The sequence below is a fragment of the Streptomyces sp. Ru71 genome (genome assembly GCF_002920535.1).
In the GTDB taxonomy this organism is placed as follows: domain Bacteria; phylum Actinomycetota; class Actinomycetes; order Streptomycetales; family Streptomycetaceae; genus Streptomyces.
In genome coordinates, this window is the sequence record NZ_PQSS01000053.1 from 1 (window position 1) to 17,272 (window position 17,272).

Genomic DNA, 17,272 nt, shown 5'->3' on the forward strand with positions numbered 1-17,272 from the left:
GTCTCGGCCGCTGGGAGGAGGCGCTGGCCGAGGCCCGGGAGGTGTGCGCGCTGCGCGAGCGGGTGCTCGGCGCCGACCATCCGGACACGCTGGTCAGCCACCGTGAGATCGCCGTCGGTCTGGGCTGGCTGGGCCGCTGGGCGGACGCCCTGACCGCGTACCGGCACGTCGCCGAGGCCCGGGAGCGCGTGCTGGGCCCCGAGCACCCCGACACCCTCGCCGCCCGCACCGACGAGGCCCACTGTCTGCGGCAGCTCGGCCGGCAGGTGAGTTGAATGGGCCGCGGCCCTACGGGTACCGGGACGAAGCGGTGATACGACACATTCCGCACGACCGTCCAAGGAGTTCCCATGGCGGACCTCAGCCCCATCGACCTGCAGAAGGCGCTCAGCGGGATGGACTACCCCACGGACAAGAAGCACCTGGTGGAGGTCGCCCGCAAGAACAAGGCCGACGACAAGATCGTGAGTCGTCTCGACGGCTTGAAGGAGGACCACTTCGACGGACCGAACGAGGTCCAGAAGGCGGTGTTCAACTCCTAGCCGGCAAGTGCCGTCCCACGGACCCGGTGCGTCCCCGGCCGCGTAGGCTCGGCGGATGGACCTGACCACCGCCCTGCTTCGGACAGAAGCCGCCGAGGGCGCACCGGCCCTGCTGCTGCGCCCCTGGGACCGTGGGGACGCGCCGCGGCTCGCCCGGGCCCACCGCGACCCGGCGCTGCGCCGCTGGGCCACCGCACCCGTCCATGACGAGGCGAGCGCGACCCGCTGGATCCAGGTGCAGCGCGACGGCTGGGACAGCGGCGACCGCTATGCCTTCGCCGTCGTCGAGCCGGCCCCCGCGGAAGCGGAGCTGGTGGGCCATGTGGCCCTCAAGAGGACGGCCGACGGCGCCGAGGTCGGCTACTGGACGGCCGCCCACGCCCGGGGCCGCGCCGTTGCTCCCCGCGCGCTGCGCGCCCTGACCGAGTGGGCCTTCGCGTCCTTCGGTCTGTCCCGGCTCGACCTGCTGCACCAGACGGACAACACCGCGTCCTGCCGCGTGGCGCAGAAGGCCGGCTACGCCCTGTGCGGCCTGCTGCCGGCCGCCCCGCCCGACTTCCCCCTCCCCGGCCACCTGCACACCCGCGTGCACACCGGGGCTTAGACCCCCGTCGTTCCGATCGTTCCTGCGTCGCGCGCCCTAGTCCGCCGACGCCGACCAGCCCTTCGCCTCGATGCGGGAGCCGTCCGCCGGGCGGCGTTCGTCGAAGAGAGGCCCGGCGCCCGTCTCGACCCGCAGCGCGTCGACGTACGCTCCCCGTCCGACGTAGAGCCGGTCCGTCGTGCAGCGCCAGCGCAGGGTGAGACTCGGGGCGGCCGGCAGCGGTGCTGTGAGCCGGTGCCAGACGCGGCCCGACCAGCCGGTGACCGTGCCCGAGGGATGCTCCTGGGCCGGTCCACCGGTCACGGCGGCCGTGCTGAACGGCACCGGCTGCCAGCTGCCGCCGCCGTCCGTGGACGCCTCCAGAGCCAGGACGTCCGCCCGCGGCTCGGTGTCCCACCACAGCCCGCAGGTCAGCCGCGCCCCGCCCGCCGCCGTGTCCAGCGGCGGCAGGGTCAGCGTGGCCGACGTGGCGCTCGCCGTTCCGGAGAACCAGGCGGTACGGCCTTGCCGTGGGCGCACCGGCACGGCGCGCGCCAGGTTGGTCCCGGCGGCCACGCGCGGCGCGGAGCCGGAGCGCCAGCCGCGCACCGGATGCACCGAGTTGCCGAGCACGACCAGGAACGAGTCGGTCGTCGGGTCCAGCACCAGCGACGTACCGGTGAAACCGGTGTGACCGGCGGTGCGCGGGGTGGCCATCGCCCCCATGTACCAGTGCTGGTAGAGCTCGAAGCCCAGTCCGTGCTCGTGGCCGGGAAAGGCGGTGTTGAAGTCGGTGAACATCAGCTCCACGGAGGCCGGGCGCAGGATGCGCGTCCGGCCGTGGCGGCCGCCGTCGAGCAGGGTGCGGGCGAGCACGGCCAGGTCCCAGGCGCAGGAGAACACACCCGCGTGACCCGCGACCCCGCCCAGGCTGTAGGCGTTCTCGTCGTGCACCTCGCCCCACACCAGCCCCCGGTCCAGACCGGACCAGGGTCTGCGGGCGTCCTCGGTGGCGGCGATCCTCGGCTTCCAGGAGGCGGGCGGGTTGTAGCGGGTGCCGGTCAGACCGAGCGGTCCGGTGATCTCCTCGTGCAGCAGGGCGTCCAGAGGGCGCCCGGTGATCCGCTCCAGGACCAGTTGCAGCGAGATCAGGTTCAGGTCGGAGTAGAGGTAGGCGGTGCCCGGCGGGTTCAGCGGGGCCTCGTCGTAGATCAGCCGCAGCTTCTCCTCGCGCGTCGGCGCGTTGTAGAGCGGTATCCAGGCACGGAAACCCGAGGTGTGGGTGAGGAGCTGACGGACCGTGACGTCCTGCTTGCCGGCGGCCCCGAACTCCGGCAGATACGAGGCGACCGTCCCCTCCAGGCGCAGCGCGCCGCGCTCGATCTGCTGGACGGCCAGCAGCGAGGTGAAGAGTTTCGAGACCGACGCCAGGTCGAAGACGGTGTCCTCGGCCATCGGGATCTGCTGCTCGGGCGGGAACTCGACGCCGGTGTCAGTCTTCTCGTCGTAGGCCCGGTAGCGCACCGCCATGCCGATCGGCTCGTGCAGTGCGACGGTCGCGCCGCGCCCGGCGAGCAGCACCGCCCCGGCGTACCACGGGTGCTTGGGGGAGGGCCGAGGAACGCCTTGGCGTCGCAGACCAGTTGCCGCAGATGCCCGGCGAGCAGCCCGGCCTGCTCCGGCGAGCCGTGCCGGAGCGTCGGTCCGCCGGTGTGCGGCTCCGCGGCCGCCGCCGGACCCGCCGGGAACGGGACGAGCGCCAGCGCTCCGCCCATGGACAGGGCCGCCGCGCCCAGTTGACGCCGGGTCAGTCCGCCCACCGTTTCCTCCCGCTCACTACCCGAAAGTATCTTTCCGCGATCGTGGAGCCGCGTGAAACTTTCCCGTCAGCCCGGAGGTGTGTCAACAGGGGCTGCGCGCGACAGAATCTGACGGAGTATCAGAAAGGGTCTTCCGCCCTGTCGCCGGCTGCGGCATCCTGCGCGCATGCAGACGGAGCTGAGCAGGAAACTGGGCGTCGAGCACGCCGTCTTCGGCTTCACGCCGTTCCCCGCCGTCGCCGCCGCCATCAGCAGGGCGGGCGGCTTCGGGGTGCTCGGCGCGGTCCGCTACACCGCCCCCGAGGAGCTGCGGCGCGACCTCGACTGGATCGAGGCGCACGCCGAGGGCCGGCCCTACGGCCTGGACGTCGTCATGCCCGCCAAGAAGGTCGACGGCGTCACCGAGGCCGACGTCGAGGCCATGATCCCCGAAGGGCACCGGCAGTTCGTCAAGGAGACCCTCGCCCGGTACGGCGTGCCCGAGCTGCCCGACGGGGAGGCCTCCGGCTGGCGCATCACCGGGTGGATGGAGCACGTCGCCCGCGCCCAGCTCGACGTGGCCTTCGACTACCCGATCCGGCTGCTCGCCAACGCCCTCGGCTCCCCGCCCGCCGACGTCGTCGCCCGCGCCCACGACCGCGGCGTGCTGGTCGCCGCACTGGCGGGCAGCGCCCGGCACGCCCGCAAGCACCGGCAGGCCGGCATCGACATCGTCGTCGCCCAGGGCTACGAGGCGGGCGGGCACACCGGCGAGATCGCCACCATGGTGCTCACGCCCGAGGTCGTCGAGGCCGTCGACCCGCTGCCCGTGCTCGCCGCCGGCGGCATCGGCAGCGGCCGGCAGATCGCCGCCGCCCTCGCGCTCGGCGCCCAGGGCGTGTGGCTGGGCTCGATCTGGCTGACCACCACCGAGGCCGACCTGCACTCGCCCGCCCTGACCCGCAGACTCCTCGCCGCCGGCTCCGGCGACACCGTCCGTTCCCGCGCCCTGACCGGCAAGCCCGCCCGCCAGCTGCGCACCGCCTGGACGGACGCCTGGGACGACCCCGCCGGGCCGGGCGCCCTGCCGATGCCGCTGCAGGGGCTGCTGGTCGCGGAGGCGGTCTCCCGCATCCAGACGTACGAGGTCGAGCCGCTGCTCGGCACGCCCGTGGGACAGATCGTCGGCCGGATGCGCGAGGAACGCAGCGTGCGCGCCGTCTTCGACGACCTCACCCGAGGCTTCGAGCGGGCCGTCGACCGCGTCAACCGCATCGCAGGAAGGAGCGGACAGCCGTGACCTCCACGGGATCAGCCGCGACACCCACGGGAGCGGACATGGCTCCCAGGGGATTCTGGGCCCAGGCCACCGCCGACCCCGGGCGCGTCGTGCTCGTCGCACCCGACGGCGAGCGGTGGACCGCCGGCCGGCTGCACCGCGCCGCCAACCGCCTGGTGCACGGGCTGCGCGCGGCCGGCCTGCGGCGCGGCGACGCCTTCGCGGTCGTCCTGCCCAACGGCCCCGAGTTCCTCACCGCCTACCTCGCCGCCACCCAGGCCGGCCTCTACCTCGTGCCCGTCAACCACCACCTGGTCGGCCCGGAGATCGCATGGATCGTCGCCGACTCCGGCGCCAAGGTCCTCATCGCCCACGAGCGGTACGCCGATGCCGCCCGCGCCGCCGCCGACGAGGCCGGGCTGCCCCCGGTGCACCGGTACGCCGTCGGCACGGCCGAGGGCTTCAGGCCGTACCCCGAACTCCTCGACGGCCGGCCCGAGTCCGCCCCCGACGAGCGCACCCTCGGCTGGGTGATGAACTACACCTCGGGCACCACCGGCCGCCCCCGCGGCATCCGCCGCCCGCTGCCCGGCACACCCCCGGAGCAGGCCCATCTCGGCGGCTTCCTCGGCATCTTCGGCATTCGGCCGTTCGACGACAACGTCCACCTGGTGTGCTCGCCGCTCTACCACACGGCCGTCCTGCAGTTCGCGGGCGCCTCCCTGCACCTCGGCCACCGGCTCGTGGTGATGGACAGGTGGACACCCGAGGAGATGCTGCGGCTGATCGACACCCACCGGTGCACGCACACCCACATGGTCCCGACCCAGTTCCACCGGCTGCTCGCCCTGCCCGAGGAGGTCCGGCAGGCCTACGACGTGTCGTCCCTGCGGCACGCCATCCACGGCGCCGCCCCGTGCCCGGACCATGTGAAGCGGGCGATGATCGAGTGGTGGGGCCACTGTGTGGAGGAGTACTACGCCGCCAGTGAGGGCGGTGGCGCCTTCGCCACCGCCGAGGACTGGCTGAAGAAGCCCGGCACCGTCGGCAGGGCCTGGCCGATCAGCGAACTCGCCATCTTCGACGACGACGGCAACCGGCTGCCGCCCGGCCGGCTCGGCACGGTGTACATGAGGATGAGCACCGGCGGCTTCGCCTACCACAAGGACGAGGACAAGACCCGCCGGGGCCGCATCGGCGACTTCTTCACCGTCGGCGACCTCGGGTACCTCGACGAGGACGGCTACCTCTTCCTGCGCGACCGCAAGATCGACCTGATCATCTCCGGCGGGGTCAACATCTACCCGGCCGAGATCGAGTCCGCGCTGCTCGCCCACCCGGCGGTCGCCGACGCCGCCGCCTTCGGGGTGCCGCACGACGACTGGGGCGAGGAGGTGAAGGCCGTCGTCGAACCCGCGCCCGGCCATGAAGGCGGCCCCGGCCTCGCCGCCGAACTGCTCGCGCACTGCGCCGAGCGCCTCGCCGGGTACAAGCGGCCCCGCAGCATCGACTTCGTCGCCGAGATGCCCCGCGACCCCAACGGAAAGCTGTACAAGCGCCGGCTGCGCGAGCCGTACTGGGCGGGCCGGGCCCGGCCGGTGTGAGCTACGGAAGGCCGTCGTCGTCGCGGGCGCAGGCGGCGTCCGCGACGTCGTCGCCGGTGTCCGCCGCGCCGGTGATCAGCTCGACACAGCACAGGCCCGCCTGCGGCTCCAGCACCGCGGTGGTGCGCGGATGCCCGGAGGCGGCGAGGTAGCCGCACAGGAAGGCGTGGTTCATCCCGCACACCAGCGCCGGCGCCTGAGCGGCCACCGGGTGGAACGGGCAGTTGTGCAGCACGGTACGGCCGCTGCCGTCCTCGGCGGGCTCGAACCCGAGGGACTCCAGGAAGCCGGTCACGTCCCGCCCACGCGCCTCGGCACCCAGGGAGGCGCCGCGCTCCTGCGCCACACGCAGCGCGGCGTGGTGCGCGCTCTCGCCCGGCTGCGCCCCCGTCACCGCCTCGGCCAGCAGGGACGCCAGCAGCTCGTGCCGGCGCGGCGGCAGCGTGATCTGCAGCGTCTGCGCGCTGGGCTCGTACACCTTCGGCGCGCGGCCCACCCGGCGCGGCCCGTGCCCGCCGTGCCGGGCCTGCAACAGCCCCGAGTCGACCAGCTTGTCGAGGTGGAAGGCGGCCAGCTTGCGGGAGATCCCGACCGCCGCCGACGCCTCCTCCCGGGTCACCGGCCGCCGGGCCCGCCGCACGAAGTCGAACAGCCGCCGCCGGGAGTCGTCACCCAGCACGGCGAGCGCGGCCACGGAGTCGGTGGTGGTCGGGCCCGGGGCTCCCGCGGCGGGGGAATCGAACGTCACCCGCCCACCGTAACTCCGCCGGGCGGGCGTTGACGCCGGCCTTGACCCGCGACCGGAATAAGACCAACAATCGTTGGTGAAATACCCCCCAGGTGAGGTGCCGGTATGACGGTCAACGCCGATCTTCGTCAGGCCAAACAGCCGGTCAGCGGTGCGCTGGCGGGGCCGTACGGTCACCCCTTCCATCCGATCCTGGTCACGGTGCCGATCGGCGCGTGGGTGAGCAGCCTGGTCTTCGACATCGCCTCCCATGTCGTCGACCGGCCCGCCTTCCTGGTGCGCGGCTCGATGTGGCTGATCGCCATCGGGGTGATCGGCGCGCTGGCGGCGGCCTGCGTCGGTTTCCTCGACCTGTTCGCGATCCCGACCGGCACCCCCGCGTTCCGCACGGCGCTGGTCCACATGACGCTGAACCTCGCCGTCACGGCCGCCTACGCCGGTGGCTGGGCCTGGCGGCACAGCGGCGGCCCCGCCGGACAGGAGGGCGTCGGCGCCGGACAGCTGGCGCTCTCCGCCGTCGCGCTCGCCGCCCTCGGCCTGTCCGGGTATCTCGGCGGAAAACTCGCCTACCGCTTCGGCGTGCGGGTCGCCGACGAGGCCGCACAGGCCGACGGCTACCGCACCCGGCCCCCGTCCTGACCCACCTGGAGACGCCCATGGACATCGCCGCTCTGATCGCCTGGATCGTCACCGCCCTCGGCGGTTTCGTCCTGCTCGCCCGCTGGATCGCACGCGGCGGCCTGCGCCCCGCGCAGCAGGCGTCGCCGACCCGCCTGCCCGCGCCCGTCGTCTTCGGCCACTTCCTGCTCGCCGCCGCCGGACTGGTGGTGTGGATCGTCTACCTCGCCGCCGACAAGGACGCCCTGGCCTGGACGTCCTTCGGCGTGCTGGTCGCGGTCGCCCTGCTCGGCTTCACCCTGTTCGGCCGCTGGCTGCCCGTCTACCAGGGCACGGCCGGCGAGACGGCGCCGCCCGAGCGTCATCTGCCCGTCCCGGTGGTCGCCGCCCACGGCGTCCTCGGCGCCGCCACCCTGGTGCTGGTGCTGCTGTCGGCACTGGGCGTCGGCGGCAGCTGACGGACGCACCGCACGGCGCCCGGGAGACGGACCCCGGGCGCCGCCGGTGTCACCGGTGCTCGCTCACCCGGATCACGCGCAGCCCCGGCGAGGTGAGGATGTCCCGCTCGCAGAACCGGGAGGTCACCCACTCGCCCCGGGAGAACAGCCGCGTCTGGTCGGCGAAGTGCGGCGAGGCGGGGTCCGAGGACTGGGAGTACGTCAGCAGGGTGCGGGCCACTGGGCAGCGCGAGCCGTCCCAGCCCACCGCCTGGATGTAGCTGGAGCCGTGGGCCACCTCGGTGTAGCCGCCGCCCGCCGCGTTCCACACCGGCTCGACCTTGTTCCACACGCCGAGCGACTCCGTTCCCCCGGGCACCGGGATGCGCTGCCCGCCGCGCACCACGAACTGGTGCTCGCCCAGCGGGGAGTCCAGCGCGATGCCCGCCGCCCGCAGCTCGGCCACCGTGTCCGCGAGGGCCGTGGCGAACGCCGGGGCGTCGGTGTTCAGCGTGTTCGGGGTGGACACCGGGTCGGCCGGCGAGAACGGCACCTTCCACAGCTGCGCGGCCGGCATCTTGCGCCACAGCCGGTCGAAGAGCAGCGCGCCCCGGCTCGCGGTGTTCACGGTGCGGTCCCAGGCCGCCAGCACCCCGCACGCCTCCCGCACGTCGACGGCCCTGCCGTCACTGCCGGTCGCCGTACCGCCCGGCAGCGCCGCGCACGCCGTCGCCGCGTCGGCGGCGGCCAGGTCGCCCGCGGGCACCCGGTTCGCGAACTGCTGTGCCTGCAGGTCCTGTACGGTCAGCCCGCCGCGCTCCGCCATCGCCGCCACGTCCCGCAGCGCGCCCCGGGTGCGCAGCGTGCGCGCGGTGCCGACGGTGCCGAAGATCCGCTCGTAGCCGGTCAGCGGCCGGTCCGCGTTGGCCAGCCAGGCGCTGTCGTTGGAGTTCTCCGCGTACGGCGCGTCCTTCAGCACCGGCATCCGCGCCGGCCCGAACACCCCGGGCTGCACCGCGTCGGGGTCGCTGCCGAGCGCGCAGTCGCCCCGCGAGCCGTCCAGGACGGCCAGGCCGGACGCCGGGTAGGTGGCCCGGCCCAGGGGAGTGGAGCAGCGCTGCGCCAGGTCGTCGGTGACCCGGGGCAGCACCTGCGACTGCGTGTACAGGCTGTGGCCCCGGAAGTCGGCGGCGATCGTGTTCACCCACGGCAGGCCCTGGGTGCGGCGCAGCGAGGCGAGCACGTCGTCCGTGGAGCGGGCCCGGCTGAAACCGAGCGCGGTGTCGGCGCCGCGCAGGTTGACGGCGTTCGGATCACCCACCGCGTACGCCGTCGTGGCCGTCCAGGGCAGCGGCAGCCCGGCACCGAGCGACGTCGTCACCGGGCCGTACCGGGTCCACCACTGCGTCCGCGTGAGGGAAGTGCCGTCCTGGGCCGCGACGGTGACGGTCCGCCGGGTCATCCGCTCCCGCTCGCCGTCGACCAGGTAGACCGTCGGGTCGGCCGGATCCAGCGTCAGCTGGTGGAGACTGAGGGTGACACCGGTGGCCACGGTGTGGCTCCAGGCGACGTACGCGTTGTGGCCGATGGAGATCGTCGGTGAGCCGAGCAGCGAGGCGCCGGACACGTTCAGCACGCCGGGGATGGTCTGCTGGGACTGCCAGAAGCGGCGGCCGCCCTGCCAGGGGTAGTGCGGGTTGCCGAGCAGCAGACCGCGGCCGTTCGCGGTCGTCGCGCCGCTGAAGGCGACCGCGTTGGACCCCATGTCGGCGGTGTCGGTGGCGAGCAGCGCCCGCGCGGCCCGCGCGGCGTCCGCCGTGCCGGGCGCCTGCGTGCCCGGCTGTCCGGCCACCGGCGGCCGGGCGGCCGTGATGCCGTCGATCGCCCTGCCCTGCCCGCCGAGCACGGCGAGCGCGTAGGAGCGCGCGGCCACGTCCAGCGCGCTGACCGGCCGCACCCAGGAGGCGCCCCGGCACGCCGGGTCGGTGATCGGGTTGCGGGCCAGCCAGGCGTTGTACCCGGCGGCGAAGCCGCGCATCAGCTCCTTGACGTCACGGCTCGGCCCGGCCGGCGCGGGCGTGGCCATCAGCCGCTCCACCGTGCCCGCCTCCCGTACGCCGCGGAAGTACAGGTCGCTGGAGAGGTTGGTGGCGGCCGAGGACAGCGAGCCGTCGGTCGGCGCGTCCGCGCCGAACCACCGCGAGCGCTCGCCCCGGACGGTCACGAAGCCGTCGGCCAGCGTGCAGACCTGGTCGGCGGCCTGCGCCCAGCCGGTGCCGAAACCGAGGTCGGCGTAGGAGCGGGCGAGGATGTGCGGGATGCCGTACTCGGTGTAGCGGATGACCGCGGACAGCCCGCCGTGCGCGGGGTGGTCCTGGCGGCCGGTCCGGTCCGCCGCGGCCGCCGGCAGCGCGGACACGGCGGTGAGCAGCGCGGCGGCCGCTACGGCGGCTCGTCTCAGGCGGGTGCGCATCGTGCCTCCCAACATCGTCGGGGGAAGGAGCGGTTGAGCGTACCAGCCGGTATGTGTCCCTGGCTGCAGGCGAGTTGACAGGGATCGCCCGCCGGGCGGCGCCACGACTCCGCCCCCGGCCGCCCGGGTGCCAGGGACGCGGGCGACCGTCCCCCGGACGCGCACATGTCTTGACCGCCCCGGCGCACCGGCCGAGGATCATGAGGCATGACGCCCGGACACGGCAGCACCGTCGACGGGGTGCTGCGCCGCAGCGCCCGCCGCACCCCCGCGCGCACCGCCGTCACCTACGGCGAGCGCTCCTGGACGTACGAGGAACTCGACGACGCCGTCTCCCGCGCGGCGAGCCTGCTCCTGGCCCAGGGGCTCGCACCGGGCGACCGGGTCGCCGCCTACGGCCACAACTCCGACGCCTATCTCATCGCCTTCCTCGGCTGCGCCCGCGCGGGCCTGGTGCACGTGCCCGTCAACCAGCACCTCACCGGCGACGACCTCGCCTACCTCGTCCACCAGTCGGGCAGCTCCCTCGTCCTCACCGACCCGGACCTCGCCGGCCGGCTGCCCGACGGCGTACGGACCCTGCCGCTGCGCGACGCGGACGACTCGCTGCTCGCCGGGCTGACCGGGGCCACGCCCTACGACGGGCCGGAGCCGCGCGGCGAGGACCTGGTGCAGCTGCTGTACACCTCCGGCACCACCGCCCTGCCCAAGGGCGCGATGATGACCCACCGGGCGCTGGTCCACGAGTACCTGAGCGCCATCACCGCCCTCGACCTGAGCGCCGGGGACCGCCCGGTCCACTCGCTGCCGCTGTACCACTCGGCGCAGATGCACGTCTTCCTGCTGCCCTACCTCGCCGTCGGCGCCACCAACGTGATCCTCGACGCCCCCGACGGGGAGCGGCTGTTCGACCTGATCGAGGCCGGCCGCTGCGACAGCCTCTTCGCGCCGCCCACGGTGTGGATCGCCCTGGCCAACCGGCCCGACTTCACCACCCGGAACCTCGACGGGCTGCGCAAGGCCTACTACGGGGCCTCGATCATGCCGGTGCCCGTGCTGGAGCGGCTGCGCGCCCGGCTGCCGCACCTGGCCTTCTACAACTGCTTCGGGCAGAGTGAGATCGGCCCGCTGGCGACCGTGCTGGGACCCGACGAGCACGAGGGGCGGCTGGACTCCTGCGGCCGGCCGGTGCTGTTCGTGGACGCCCGGGTGGTGGACCAGGACGGCAAGGACGTGCCCGCCGGGACGCCCGGTGAGATCGTCTACCGCTCGCCGCAGCTGTGCGAGGGCTACTGGGACAAGCCCGAGGAGAGCGCCGAGGCGTTCCGCGACGGCTGGTTCCACTCCGGGGACCTCGCGGTGCGCGACGCCGACGGCTACTTCACGATCGTCGACCGGGTCAAGGACGTCATCAACTCCGGTGGCGTGCTCATCGCCTCCCGCCAGGTCGAGGACGCCCTGTACACGCACGAGGCGGTCGCCGAGGCCGCCGTGATCGGGCTGCCCGACGAACGCTGGATCGAGGCGGTCACCGCGGTCGTCGTCCCGCGCGGCGAGGTGACGGAGGCCGAACTCATCGACCACGCCCGGGAGAAGCTCCCCGCCTTCAAGGCGCCCAAGCGGGTCGTCTTCGCCGACGCGCTGCCGCGCAACGCCAGCGGGAAGATCCTCAAACGGGAGCTGCGGGACCGGCTCAAGGAGGGATGAGAGGGCGTCAGCGCAAAGCCGCGTCCACCAGGCGCCGGATCTCCCGTGCGCCCACCGCGCCGCCGCTCACCAGCCGGTCGAAGACCAGCCCGTCCACGCAACGCAGCAGCGTCAGCGTGCGTTCCTCGGCGTCCGCGTGCCCCTGGGCCGCGACGAAGCCCCGCACCAGATCGCGGCCCGCGTTCTCACGCGGCAGCAGGATCTCCCTCAGCTCCGGGTGCCGCACGCTCTCCAGCGCGCACGCGTAGCGCGCGAGGGAGCGGCGCCGCCCCTCGCCGGTCAGCCGGCGCTCGGTGAGCGCGGCGATCCCGGCGGCCAGGTCCTCGGCCGTGCGCGGCGCCGGCGTCGCCTCCCCGGCCGCCCGCAACTCGGCCTGGTCGAGCGCCACCAGCCGGCGCACCAGCGCGGTCAGCAGCGCCTGCCGGGTGCGGAAGTACGCCGAGGTCGTCCCGGACGGCAGCCCGGCCGCCCGGTCCACCGCGCGATGGGTCAGAGCGCGCATCCCGGCGTCGGCGAGGACGCCGATGGCCGCGTCGGCGAGCACGGTACGTCGATCGGTGGACACCCCCTCTTTCTACACCCCGGTTTCTACAGCTGTAGAGGGCGGGCGTACGCTGCTGCCGGTCTTCTACAGCTGTAGAAGCCCGGTGCTCAAGGGAAGGGGGCGCGGTATGCGCGCAAGTGCGGTGGTCGTGGGCGGGGGCATCGGCGGGCTGGCGGCCGCGATCGGACTGCTCCGCACCGGCTGGGAGGTGACCGTCGTCGAACGCGCGCCGGTCCTCGCCGACGTCGGCGCCGGCATCTCCCTGCACGCCAACGGGCTGCGCGCGCTGGACGCGCTGGGCGTCGGCACGGCGGTACGGGCGGCCGCGCGGCCCGTGCGCACCGGCGGCACCCGCACGCCCGACGGCCGGTGGCTGACCCGGCTCGACGGCGCCGCGCTGGCCCGCGCCGTGGGCGACCCGATCCACGGCATCACCCGGGCCGACCTGCACCGGCTGCTGCGCGAGGCGTTGCCCGCCGACCGGCTGCGCGTCGCGAGCCCGGCCACCGGCGTCGACCTCACCGACCCCGCCCGGCCCCGGGTGCTGCTCGCGGACGGCGCCCTGGAGGCGGACCTGGTGGTGGCCGCCGACGGCGTCAACAGCCGGCTGCGCGCCCAGCTGCTGCCCGGTCACCCGGGACCGGTGCACAGCGGCTCCACCGTTCTGCGGGCCCTCACCGACGGGCCGCTCGCCCTGCCCACCGACTTCTCCCTCACCTGGGGCCGGGGCGCGGAGTTCGGTCATCTCGCTCTGGCCGACGGCCGCGCGGAGTGGTTCGCGGTGCTCGGCGCACCGGCGGGCACCCGGCACGCCGACGCCCTGGCGGCCGTGCGGACGAGGTTCGCCGGCTGGCACGACCCGATTCCCGCGCTGCTGGACGCCACCCGCCCGGACGCCGTTCTGCACCACGACATCCGCGAACTCGCCACGCCCCTGCCGACGTTCACGGCCGGCCGGGTGGCCCTGCTCGGCGACGCCGCCCACGCCATGACCACCAACCTCGGCCAGGGTGCCTGCCAGGCCCTGGAGGACGCGGTCGTCCTGGCCGCCGCGCTGGCCGGCGAACCGTCGGTGGAGGCGGCCCTGGCCCGCTACGACGCCGAGCGGCGCCCGCGCAGCGCCGGTGTCGCCCGCGCCGCGCGCCAGGCCGGCCGCATGGGCCACCGGCTGACCCACCCGTTGGCCGTCGGGCTGCGCAACACCGCCGTACGGCTCACCCCGCCCGCCGTGATGCTGCGCGGGCTGCTGCGGCACGCGGACTGGACGCCGCCCGCGCTCACGGGAACGACGCCCGCGGTCGGCTGACGGACGGCTCAGCGCGGGCGCAGGTCCACGATCCGGCGGATCTTGCCGACCGAGCGCTCCAGGGACTCCGGCTCGACGATCTCGACGGCGACCGAGACGCCGATGCCGTCCTTGACGGCCGCGGCGATGGACCGGGCGGCGGCCTCGCGGGTCTCGGGGCCCGCGTCGGGGCGGGCCTCGGCACGGACGGTGAGGGCGTCCATGCGGCCCTCCCGGGTCAGCCGCAGCTGGAAGTGCGGGGCCACGCCCGGCGTGCGCAGCACGATCTCCTCGATCTGGGTGGGGAAGAGGTTCACCCCGCGCAGGATCACCATGTCGTCGCTGCGGCCGGTGATCTTCCGCATCCGCCGGAAGACGCGGGCCGTGCCCGGCAGCAGCCGGGTCAAGTCCCGGGTGCGGTAGCGGACGACGGGCATGGCCTCCTTGGTGAGCGAGGTGAACACCAGCTCGCCGTCCTCGCCGTCGGGCAGCACCTCGCCGGTGATCGGGTCGACGACCTCCGGGTAGAAGTGGTCCTCCCAGATGTGCAGCCCGTCCTTGGTCTCCACGCACTCCTGCGCCACGCCCGGGCCGATCACCTCCGACAGCCCGTAGATGTCCACGGCGTCGATGCCGAACCGCTGCTCGATCTCCCGGCGCATCTCCTCCGTCCACGGCTCCGCGCCGAAGACGCCCACCTCCAGCGAGGTGGAGCGCGGGTCGACACCCTGCCGCTCGAACTCGTCGAGCAGGGTGAGCATGTACGACGGCGTCACCATGATGATCCGGGGCTTCAGGTCCTGGATCAGCCGCACCTGGCGGGCGGTCATCCCGCCGGACGCGGGGACGACCGTGCAGCCGAGGCGCTCGGCGCCGTAGTGGGCGCCAAGGCCGCCGGTGAACAGGCCATAGCCGTAGGCGATGTGCACGACGTCGCCGGGACGGCCGCCCGCCGCGCGGATCGAGCGGGCCACCATGTCCGCCCACATGGACAGGTCGCCTTCGGTGTAGCCGACGACGGTGGGCAGGCCGGTGGTGCCGCTGGAGGCGTGCAGCCGGCGGACCCGGTCGCGGGGGACGGCGAAGAGGCCGAAGGGGTAGTTGTCGCGCAGGTCCGTCTTGGTGGTGAAGGGGAACCTGGCCAGATCGTCCAGGGAGCGGCAGTCGTCGGGGTGCACGCCCGCCTTGTCGAAGGACTCCCGGTAGAACGGCACGTTCTCGTAGGCGTGCCGCAGCGAGGACCGCAGCCGCTCCAGCTGCAGCGCGCGCAGGGCGTCCCGGTCGAGCCGTTCCCCCGAGTCCAGCAGGTCCGCCGTCGCATCCGCCATCGGGACTACTCCCTCACCAACCATGTCAATCCGGGCGACCGATCATTCGGTCGAGGTGCTCGGGATCAGTAATCCAGGCGCGGCGGGAGCAGGCAAGAGGGGAGGGCGCACTTTTTGGCCGGGGCGGGGAAATCCCCTTGCAGCTCACGGGCGTGGCCCCCGATGCTCTCGCTCGTGCCGATCTTCACCGCCGCCGACGGAACGCCGCTCGCCTACCACGAGCGCGGCAGGGGCGAGCCCCTCGTCGTCCTGCCCGGAGGGCCGATGCGGGCCTCCGTCTACCTCGGCGACCTGGGCGGGCTCGACCGGCACCGCCGCCTGATCCTGCTCGACCTGCGCGGCACCGGCGACTCCGCGGCCCCGGCCGACCCGGCGACGTACCGCTGCGACCGGCAGGTGGACGACGTGGAGGCGCTGCGCGCCCACCTGGGCCTGGAGCGGATGGACCTGCTCGGGCACTCGGCGGGCGGCAGCCTGGCCGCCCTGTACGCGGCCCGCCACCCGCGGCGCCTGTCCCGGCTCGCGCTGATCACCACCGCCCTGCGCCCGCTGGGCCTGGCGGCGAGCGCCGAGGACCGGCTGGCGGCGGCCCGGCTGCGGCAGGGCCGGCCGGGCTTCGCCGAGGCGTTCGCGGCGCTGCGGGACTGGCTGGCGGGGGAGCGGGAGTACGACGCCGACCTCGCGCTCTTCTTCTACGGCCGCTGGGACGACGCCGCCCGGGCGCACGCGGAGTCCGAGGCGCCGCAGACCAACGAGGAGGCGGCCGACCGCTACTTCGACCCCGGGGCCTTCGACCCGCCGGCGACCAGGGCCGCGCTGTCCGCGCTCACCGCCCCGGTGCTGTTCCTCGCCGGCGAACTCGACGGCGGCCCCCGCCCGGAGCTGGCCCGCCGCGCGGCCGAGGCTTTCCCGCAGGCCGAGCTCGCCGTACAGCCGGGCGCCGGCCACTACCCGTGGCTCGACGACCCGGAATGGTTCGTGCGGTGCCTGACCGCGTTCCTCGACGGGACGCACTGACGCGCGGCCCCCGTCACCACCCTTTCCGCACCGCGCCGCGGCCCACCGCCGACAGCAGCGAGCCGATGGTGGCGCCGATGGCCAGGTTCACCGTCGCCGTGCCCAGCTGGGTGCCGGTGCTCGCGGTGGTGGTGAAGGGCAGGAGCGCGGCCGCCGCCGTGCCCGCTGTGGCCAGCCAGGTGAACAGGCGGCCGGGGCGCGGGACGGTCAGGGCGAGCACATGGACCAGGCCGGTCGCCGCGAGCGCGGCCAGCGCGGCACCGCCCGCCGGCAGCCCGGTGGAGGCGCTGGCCATCACGTCGTCGCCTCGCGGCACGAACAGGGCCACGCCCAGCACTCCGCGCACCACCAGCAGCGCCGCCACGGCCGCGAGCCCGGCGACGCCGGCGGCCATCACTCCGCCGGCCCACAGCCGGCCGGCGTCGAGTCCCGGCCCGCGCCGCCGCGCCGTCACGGGGGCGGCGTCGGTGGCCCGGGGGGCGTCCTGGGGCGGGTCGGATGTCTCCATGCGTGACCTCCTGCCGTGCCTTCGCTGTCCTCAGTCAAGAGCCCCGGCGCCCCGGCCGCATGTCGGGGCGCGGACGCGGGCCACGGTTCACCCGGACGGGCTCAGCCCAGCCGCTTGAGCAGCTCCGCCGCGAGCGGTGCCGAGGAGGCCGGGTTCTGGCCGGTGACCAGGTTGCGGTCGGTCACGACGTGCGGTGCCCACGGCTCGGCCGCCTCTACCCGCAGACCCGCCTCGGTGAGCCGGTCCTGCAGCAGCCACCTCGCCCGGTCGGCGAGCCCGCCCTGGATCTCCTCGGCGTTGGTGAAGGCCGCGACCCGGTACCCGGCGAACGCGTTCGCGCCGTCCGGCCCCTGAGCCGCCAGCAGCGCGGCCGGCCCGTGGCAGACGACGCCCAGCGGCAGGCCGGCGGCCAGCGCACCGGTCAGCAGCCGGCCGGAGTCGGCGTTCACCGCCAGGTCTTCCATGGGGCCGTGGCCGCCGGGGTAGAAGACGGCCGCGTAGTCGTCGAGGGTGACGTCCTCCAGCCGGACGGGCCGCCGCAGCTCGGTCATCGCCTCCAGCGCGGCGGCGATGCGGTCGGCGTTCTCCCGGCCGCCGTTGACCTCGGCCGCGAGGCTGGCCTTGTCCACGGGCGGCACCACACCGCCGGGCGTGGCGACGACGATCTCGTGGCCGGCGGCCTTGAACGCCTCGTACGGGGCGACGGCCTCCTCGGCCCAGAAACCGGTGGGGTGCTGGGTGCCGTCGGCGAGCGTCCACCGGTCGGCGCCGGTCATCACAAAGAGGATCTTGGACATGGG

The 17,272-nt window shown here is 74.5% G+C and carries 16 protein-coding genes and 1 pseudogene; 10 read left to right on the top strand and 7 right to left on the bottom strand.

Features of this window, described 5'->3' with window-relative positions:
* The 3 genes from C3489_RS26130 to C3489_RS26140 form a co-directional block, all read left to right on the top strand.
* A partial coding sequence (locus tag C3489_RS26130; protein WP_146075350.1) for a tetratricopeptide repeat protein occupies positions 1 to 275 on the top strand: 275 nt, incomplete at its 5' end.
* A gap of 75 nt (positions 276 to 350) precedes the next feature.
* Positions 351 to 542, top strand: a complete 192-nt coding sequence (locus tag C3489_RS26135; RefSeq protein WP_103784522.1) for a DUF2795 domain-containing protein — start codon at positions 351 to 353, stop codon at positions 540 to 542.
* 55 nt (positions 543 to 597) lie between these two features.
* Entirely contained in the window at positions 598 to 1,146 is a 549-nt protein-coding gene (locus tag C3489_RS26140) for a GNAT family N-acetyltransferase (RefSeq protein WP_103784523.1), read from the top strand.
* A gap of 36 nt (positions 1,147 to 1,182) precedes the next feature.
* Here C3489_RS26140 and C3489_RS26145 read toward each other — a convergent pair.
* Positions 1,183 to 2,900, bottom strand: a pseudogene (locus C3489_RS26145) (serine hydrolase).
* 211 nt (positions 2,901 to 3,111) lie between these two features.
* Between C3489_RS26145 and C3489_RS26150 the strand changes: the two are divergent.
* Both C3489_RS26150 and C3489_RS26155 read left to right on the top strand, forming a co-directional pair.
* Complete coding sequence (locus C3489_RS26150; protein ID WP_103784524.1) at positions 3,112 to 4,224, top strand: nitronate monooxygenase family protein; 1,113 nt, start codon at positions 3,112 to 3,114, stop codon at positions 4,222 to 4,224.
* Positions 4,225 to 4,262: 38 nt separating this feature from the next.
* Positions 4,263 to 5,807, top strand: coding sequence for an acyl-CoA synthetase (locus C3489_RS26155; RefSeq protein WP_103784525.1), 1,545 nt, complete (start codon positions 4,263 to 4,265; stop codon positions 5,805 to 5,807).
* A 1-nt stretch (position 5,808) separates the two neighbouring features.
* Here C3489_RS26155 and C3489_RS26160 read toward each other — a convergent pair whose 3' ends face one another.
* Positions 5,809 to 6,555: a metalloregulator ArsR/SmtB family transcription factor gene (locus C3489_RS26160; protein ID WP_103784526.1), complete on the bottom strand. Its 747-nt coding sequence runs from the start codon at positions 6,553 to 6,555 to the stop codon at positions 5,809 to 5,811.
* 105 nt (positions 6,556 to 6,660) lie between these two features.
* Here C3489_RS26160 and C3489_RS26165 point away from each other — a divergent pair, with 105 nt between their 5' ends.
* Together C3489_RS26165 and C3489_RS26170 are read left to right on the top strand one after the other, a co-directional pair.
* On the top strand, positions 6,661 to 7,194 hold the full coding sequence (locus C3489_RS26165; RefSeq protein WP_103784527.1) for a DUF2231 domain-containing protein: 534 nt from the start codon (positions 6,661 to 6,663) through the stop codon (positions 7,192 to 7,194).
* Positions 7,195 to 7,211: 17 nt separating this feature from the next.
* Complete coding sequence (locus tag C3489_RS26170; protein WP_103784528.1) at positions 7,212 to 7,631, top strand: hypothetical protein; 420 nt, start codon at positions 7,212 to 7,214, stop codon at positions 7,629 to 7,631.
* A 49-nt stretch (positions 7,632 to 7,680) separates the two neighbouring features.
* Here C3489_RS26170 and C3489_RS26175 read toward each other — a convergent pair whose 3' ends face one another.
* The gene (locus C3489_RS26175) at positions 7,681 to 10,083 is read right to left on the bottom strand and encodes a penicillin acylase family protein (RefSeq protein WP_103784529.1); all 2,403 of its coding nucleotides are present in this window, start codon (positions 10,081 to 10,083) and stop codon (positions 7,681 to 7,683) included.
* A gap of 207 nt (positions 10,084 to 10,290) precedes the next feature.
* Between C3489_RS26175 and C3489_RS26180 the strand changes: the two genes are divergently transcribed.
* Positions 10,291 to 11,790 carry an acyl-CoA synthetase gene (locus C3489_RS26180; RefSeq protein ID WP_103784530.1) on the top strand — a complete coding sequence of 500 codons (1,500 nt, stop codon included), beginning with the start codon at positions 10,291 to 10,293 and terminating at the stop codon, positions 11,788 to 11,790.
* Between the two features lie 7 nt (positions 11,791 to 11,797).
* Here the strand turns inward: C3489_RS26180 and C3489_RS26185 are convergent, their stop codons facing one another.
* Entirely contained in the window at positions 11,798 to 12,355 is a 558-nt protein-coding gene (locus C3489_RS26185) for a TetR/AcrR family transcriptional regulator (RefSeq protein ID WP_103784531.1), read from the bottom strand.
* A 106-nt stretch (positions 12,356 to 12,461) separates the two neighbouring features.
* On the opposite strand from C3489_RS26185, the gene C3489_RS26190 reads away from it, so the two are divergent.
* Positions 12,462 to 13,640 carry an FAD-dependent monooxygenase gene (locus C3489_RS26190; RefSeq protein WP_103784532.1) on the top strand — a complete coding sequence of 393 codons (1,179 nt, stop codon included), beginning with the start codon at positions 12,462 to 12,464 and terminating at the stop codon, positions 13,638 to 13,640.
* 8 nt (positions 13,641 to 13,648) lie between these two features.
* On the opposite strand, the gene paaK is transcribed toward C3489_RS26190, so the two are convergent.
* Complete coding sequence (gene paaK, locus C3489_RS26195) at positions 13,649 to 14,947, bottom strand: phenylacetate--CoA ligase PaaK (protein ID WP_103784533.1); 1,299 nt, start codon at positions 14,945 to 14,947, stop codon at positions 13,649 to 13,651.
* 174 nt (positions 14,948 to 15,121) lie between these two features.
* On the opposite strand from paaK, the gene C3489_RS26200 reads away from it, so the two are divergent.
* Positions 15,122 to 15,964, top strand: coding sequence for an alpha/beta fold hydrolase (locus C3489_RS26200; RefSeq protein WP_181139851.1), 843 nt, complete (start codon positions 15,122 to 15,124; stop codon positions 15,962 to 15,964).
* Positions 15,965 to 15,977: 13 nt separating this feature from the next.
* Here the strand turns inward: C3489_RS26200 and C3489_RS26205 are convergent, their stop codons facing one another.
* Positions 15,978 to 16,472 (bottom strand): DUF6069 family protein, encoded by a 495-nt coding sequence (locus C3489_RS26205; RefSeq protein ID WP_103784535.1) that lies wholly within the window; start codon positions 16,470 to 16,472, stop codon positions 15,978 to 15,980.
* Positions 16,473 to 16,573: 101 nt separating this feature from the next.
* On the bottom strand, positions 16,574 to 17,269 hold the full coding sequence (locus C3489_RS26210) for a type 1 glutamine amidotransferase domain-containing protein (protein ID WP_103784536.1): 696 nt from the start codon (positions 17,267 to 17,269) through the stop codon (positions 16,574 to 16,576).
* Positions 17,270 to 17,272: the final 3 nt, after the last annotated feature.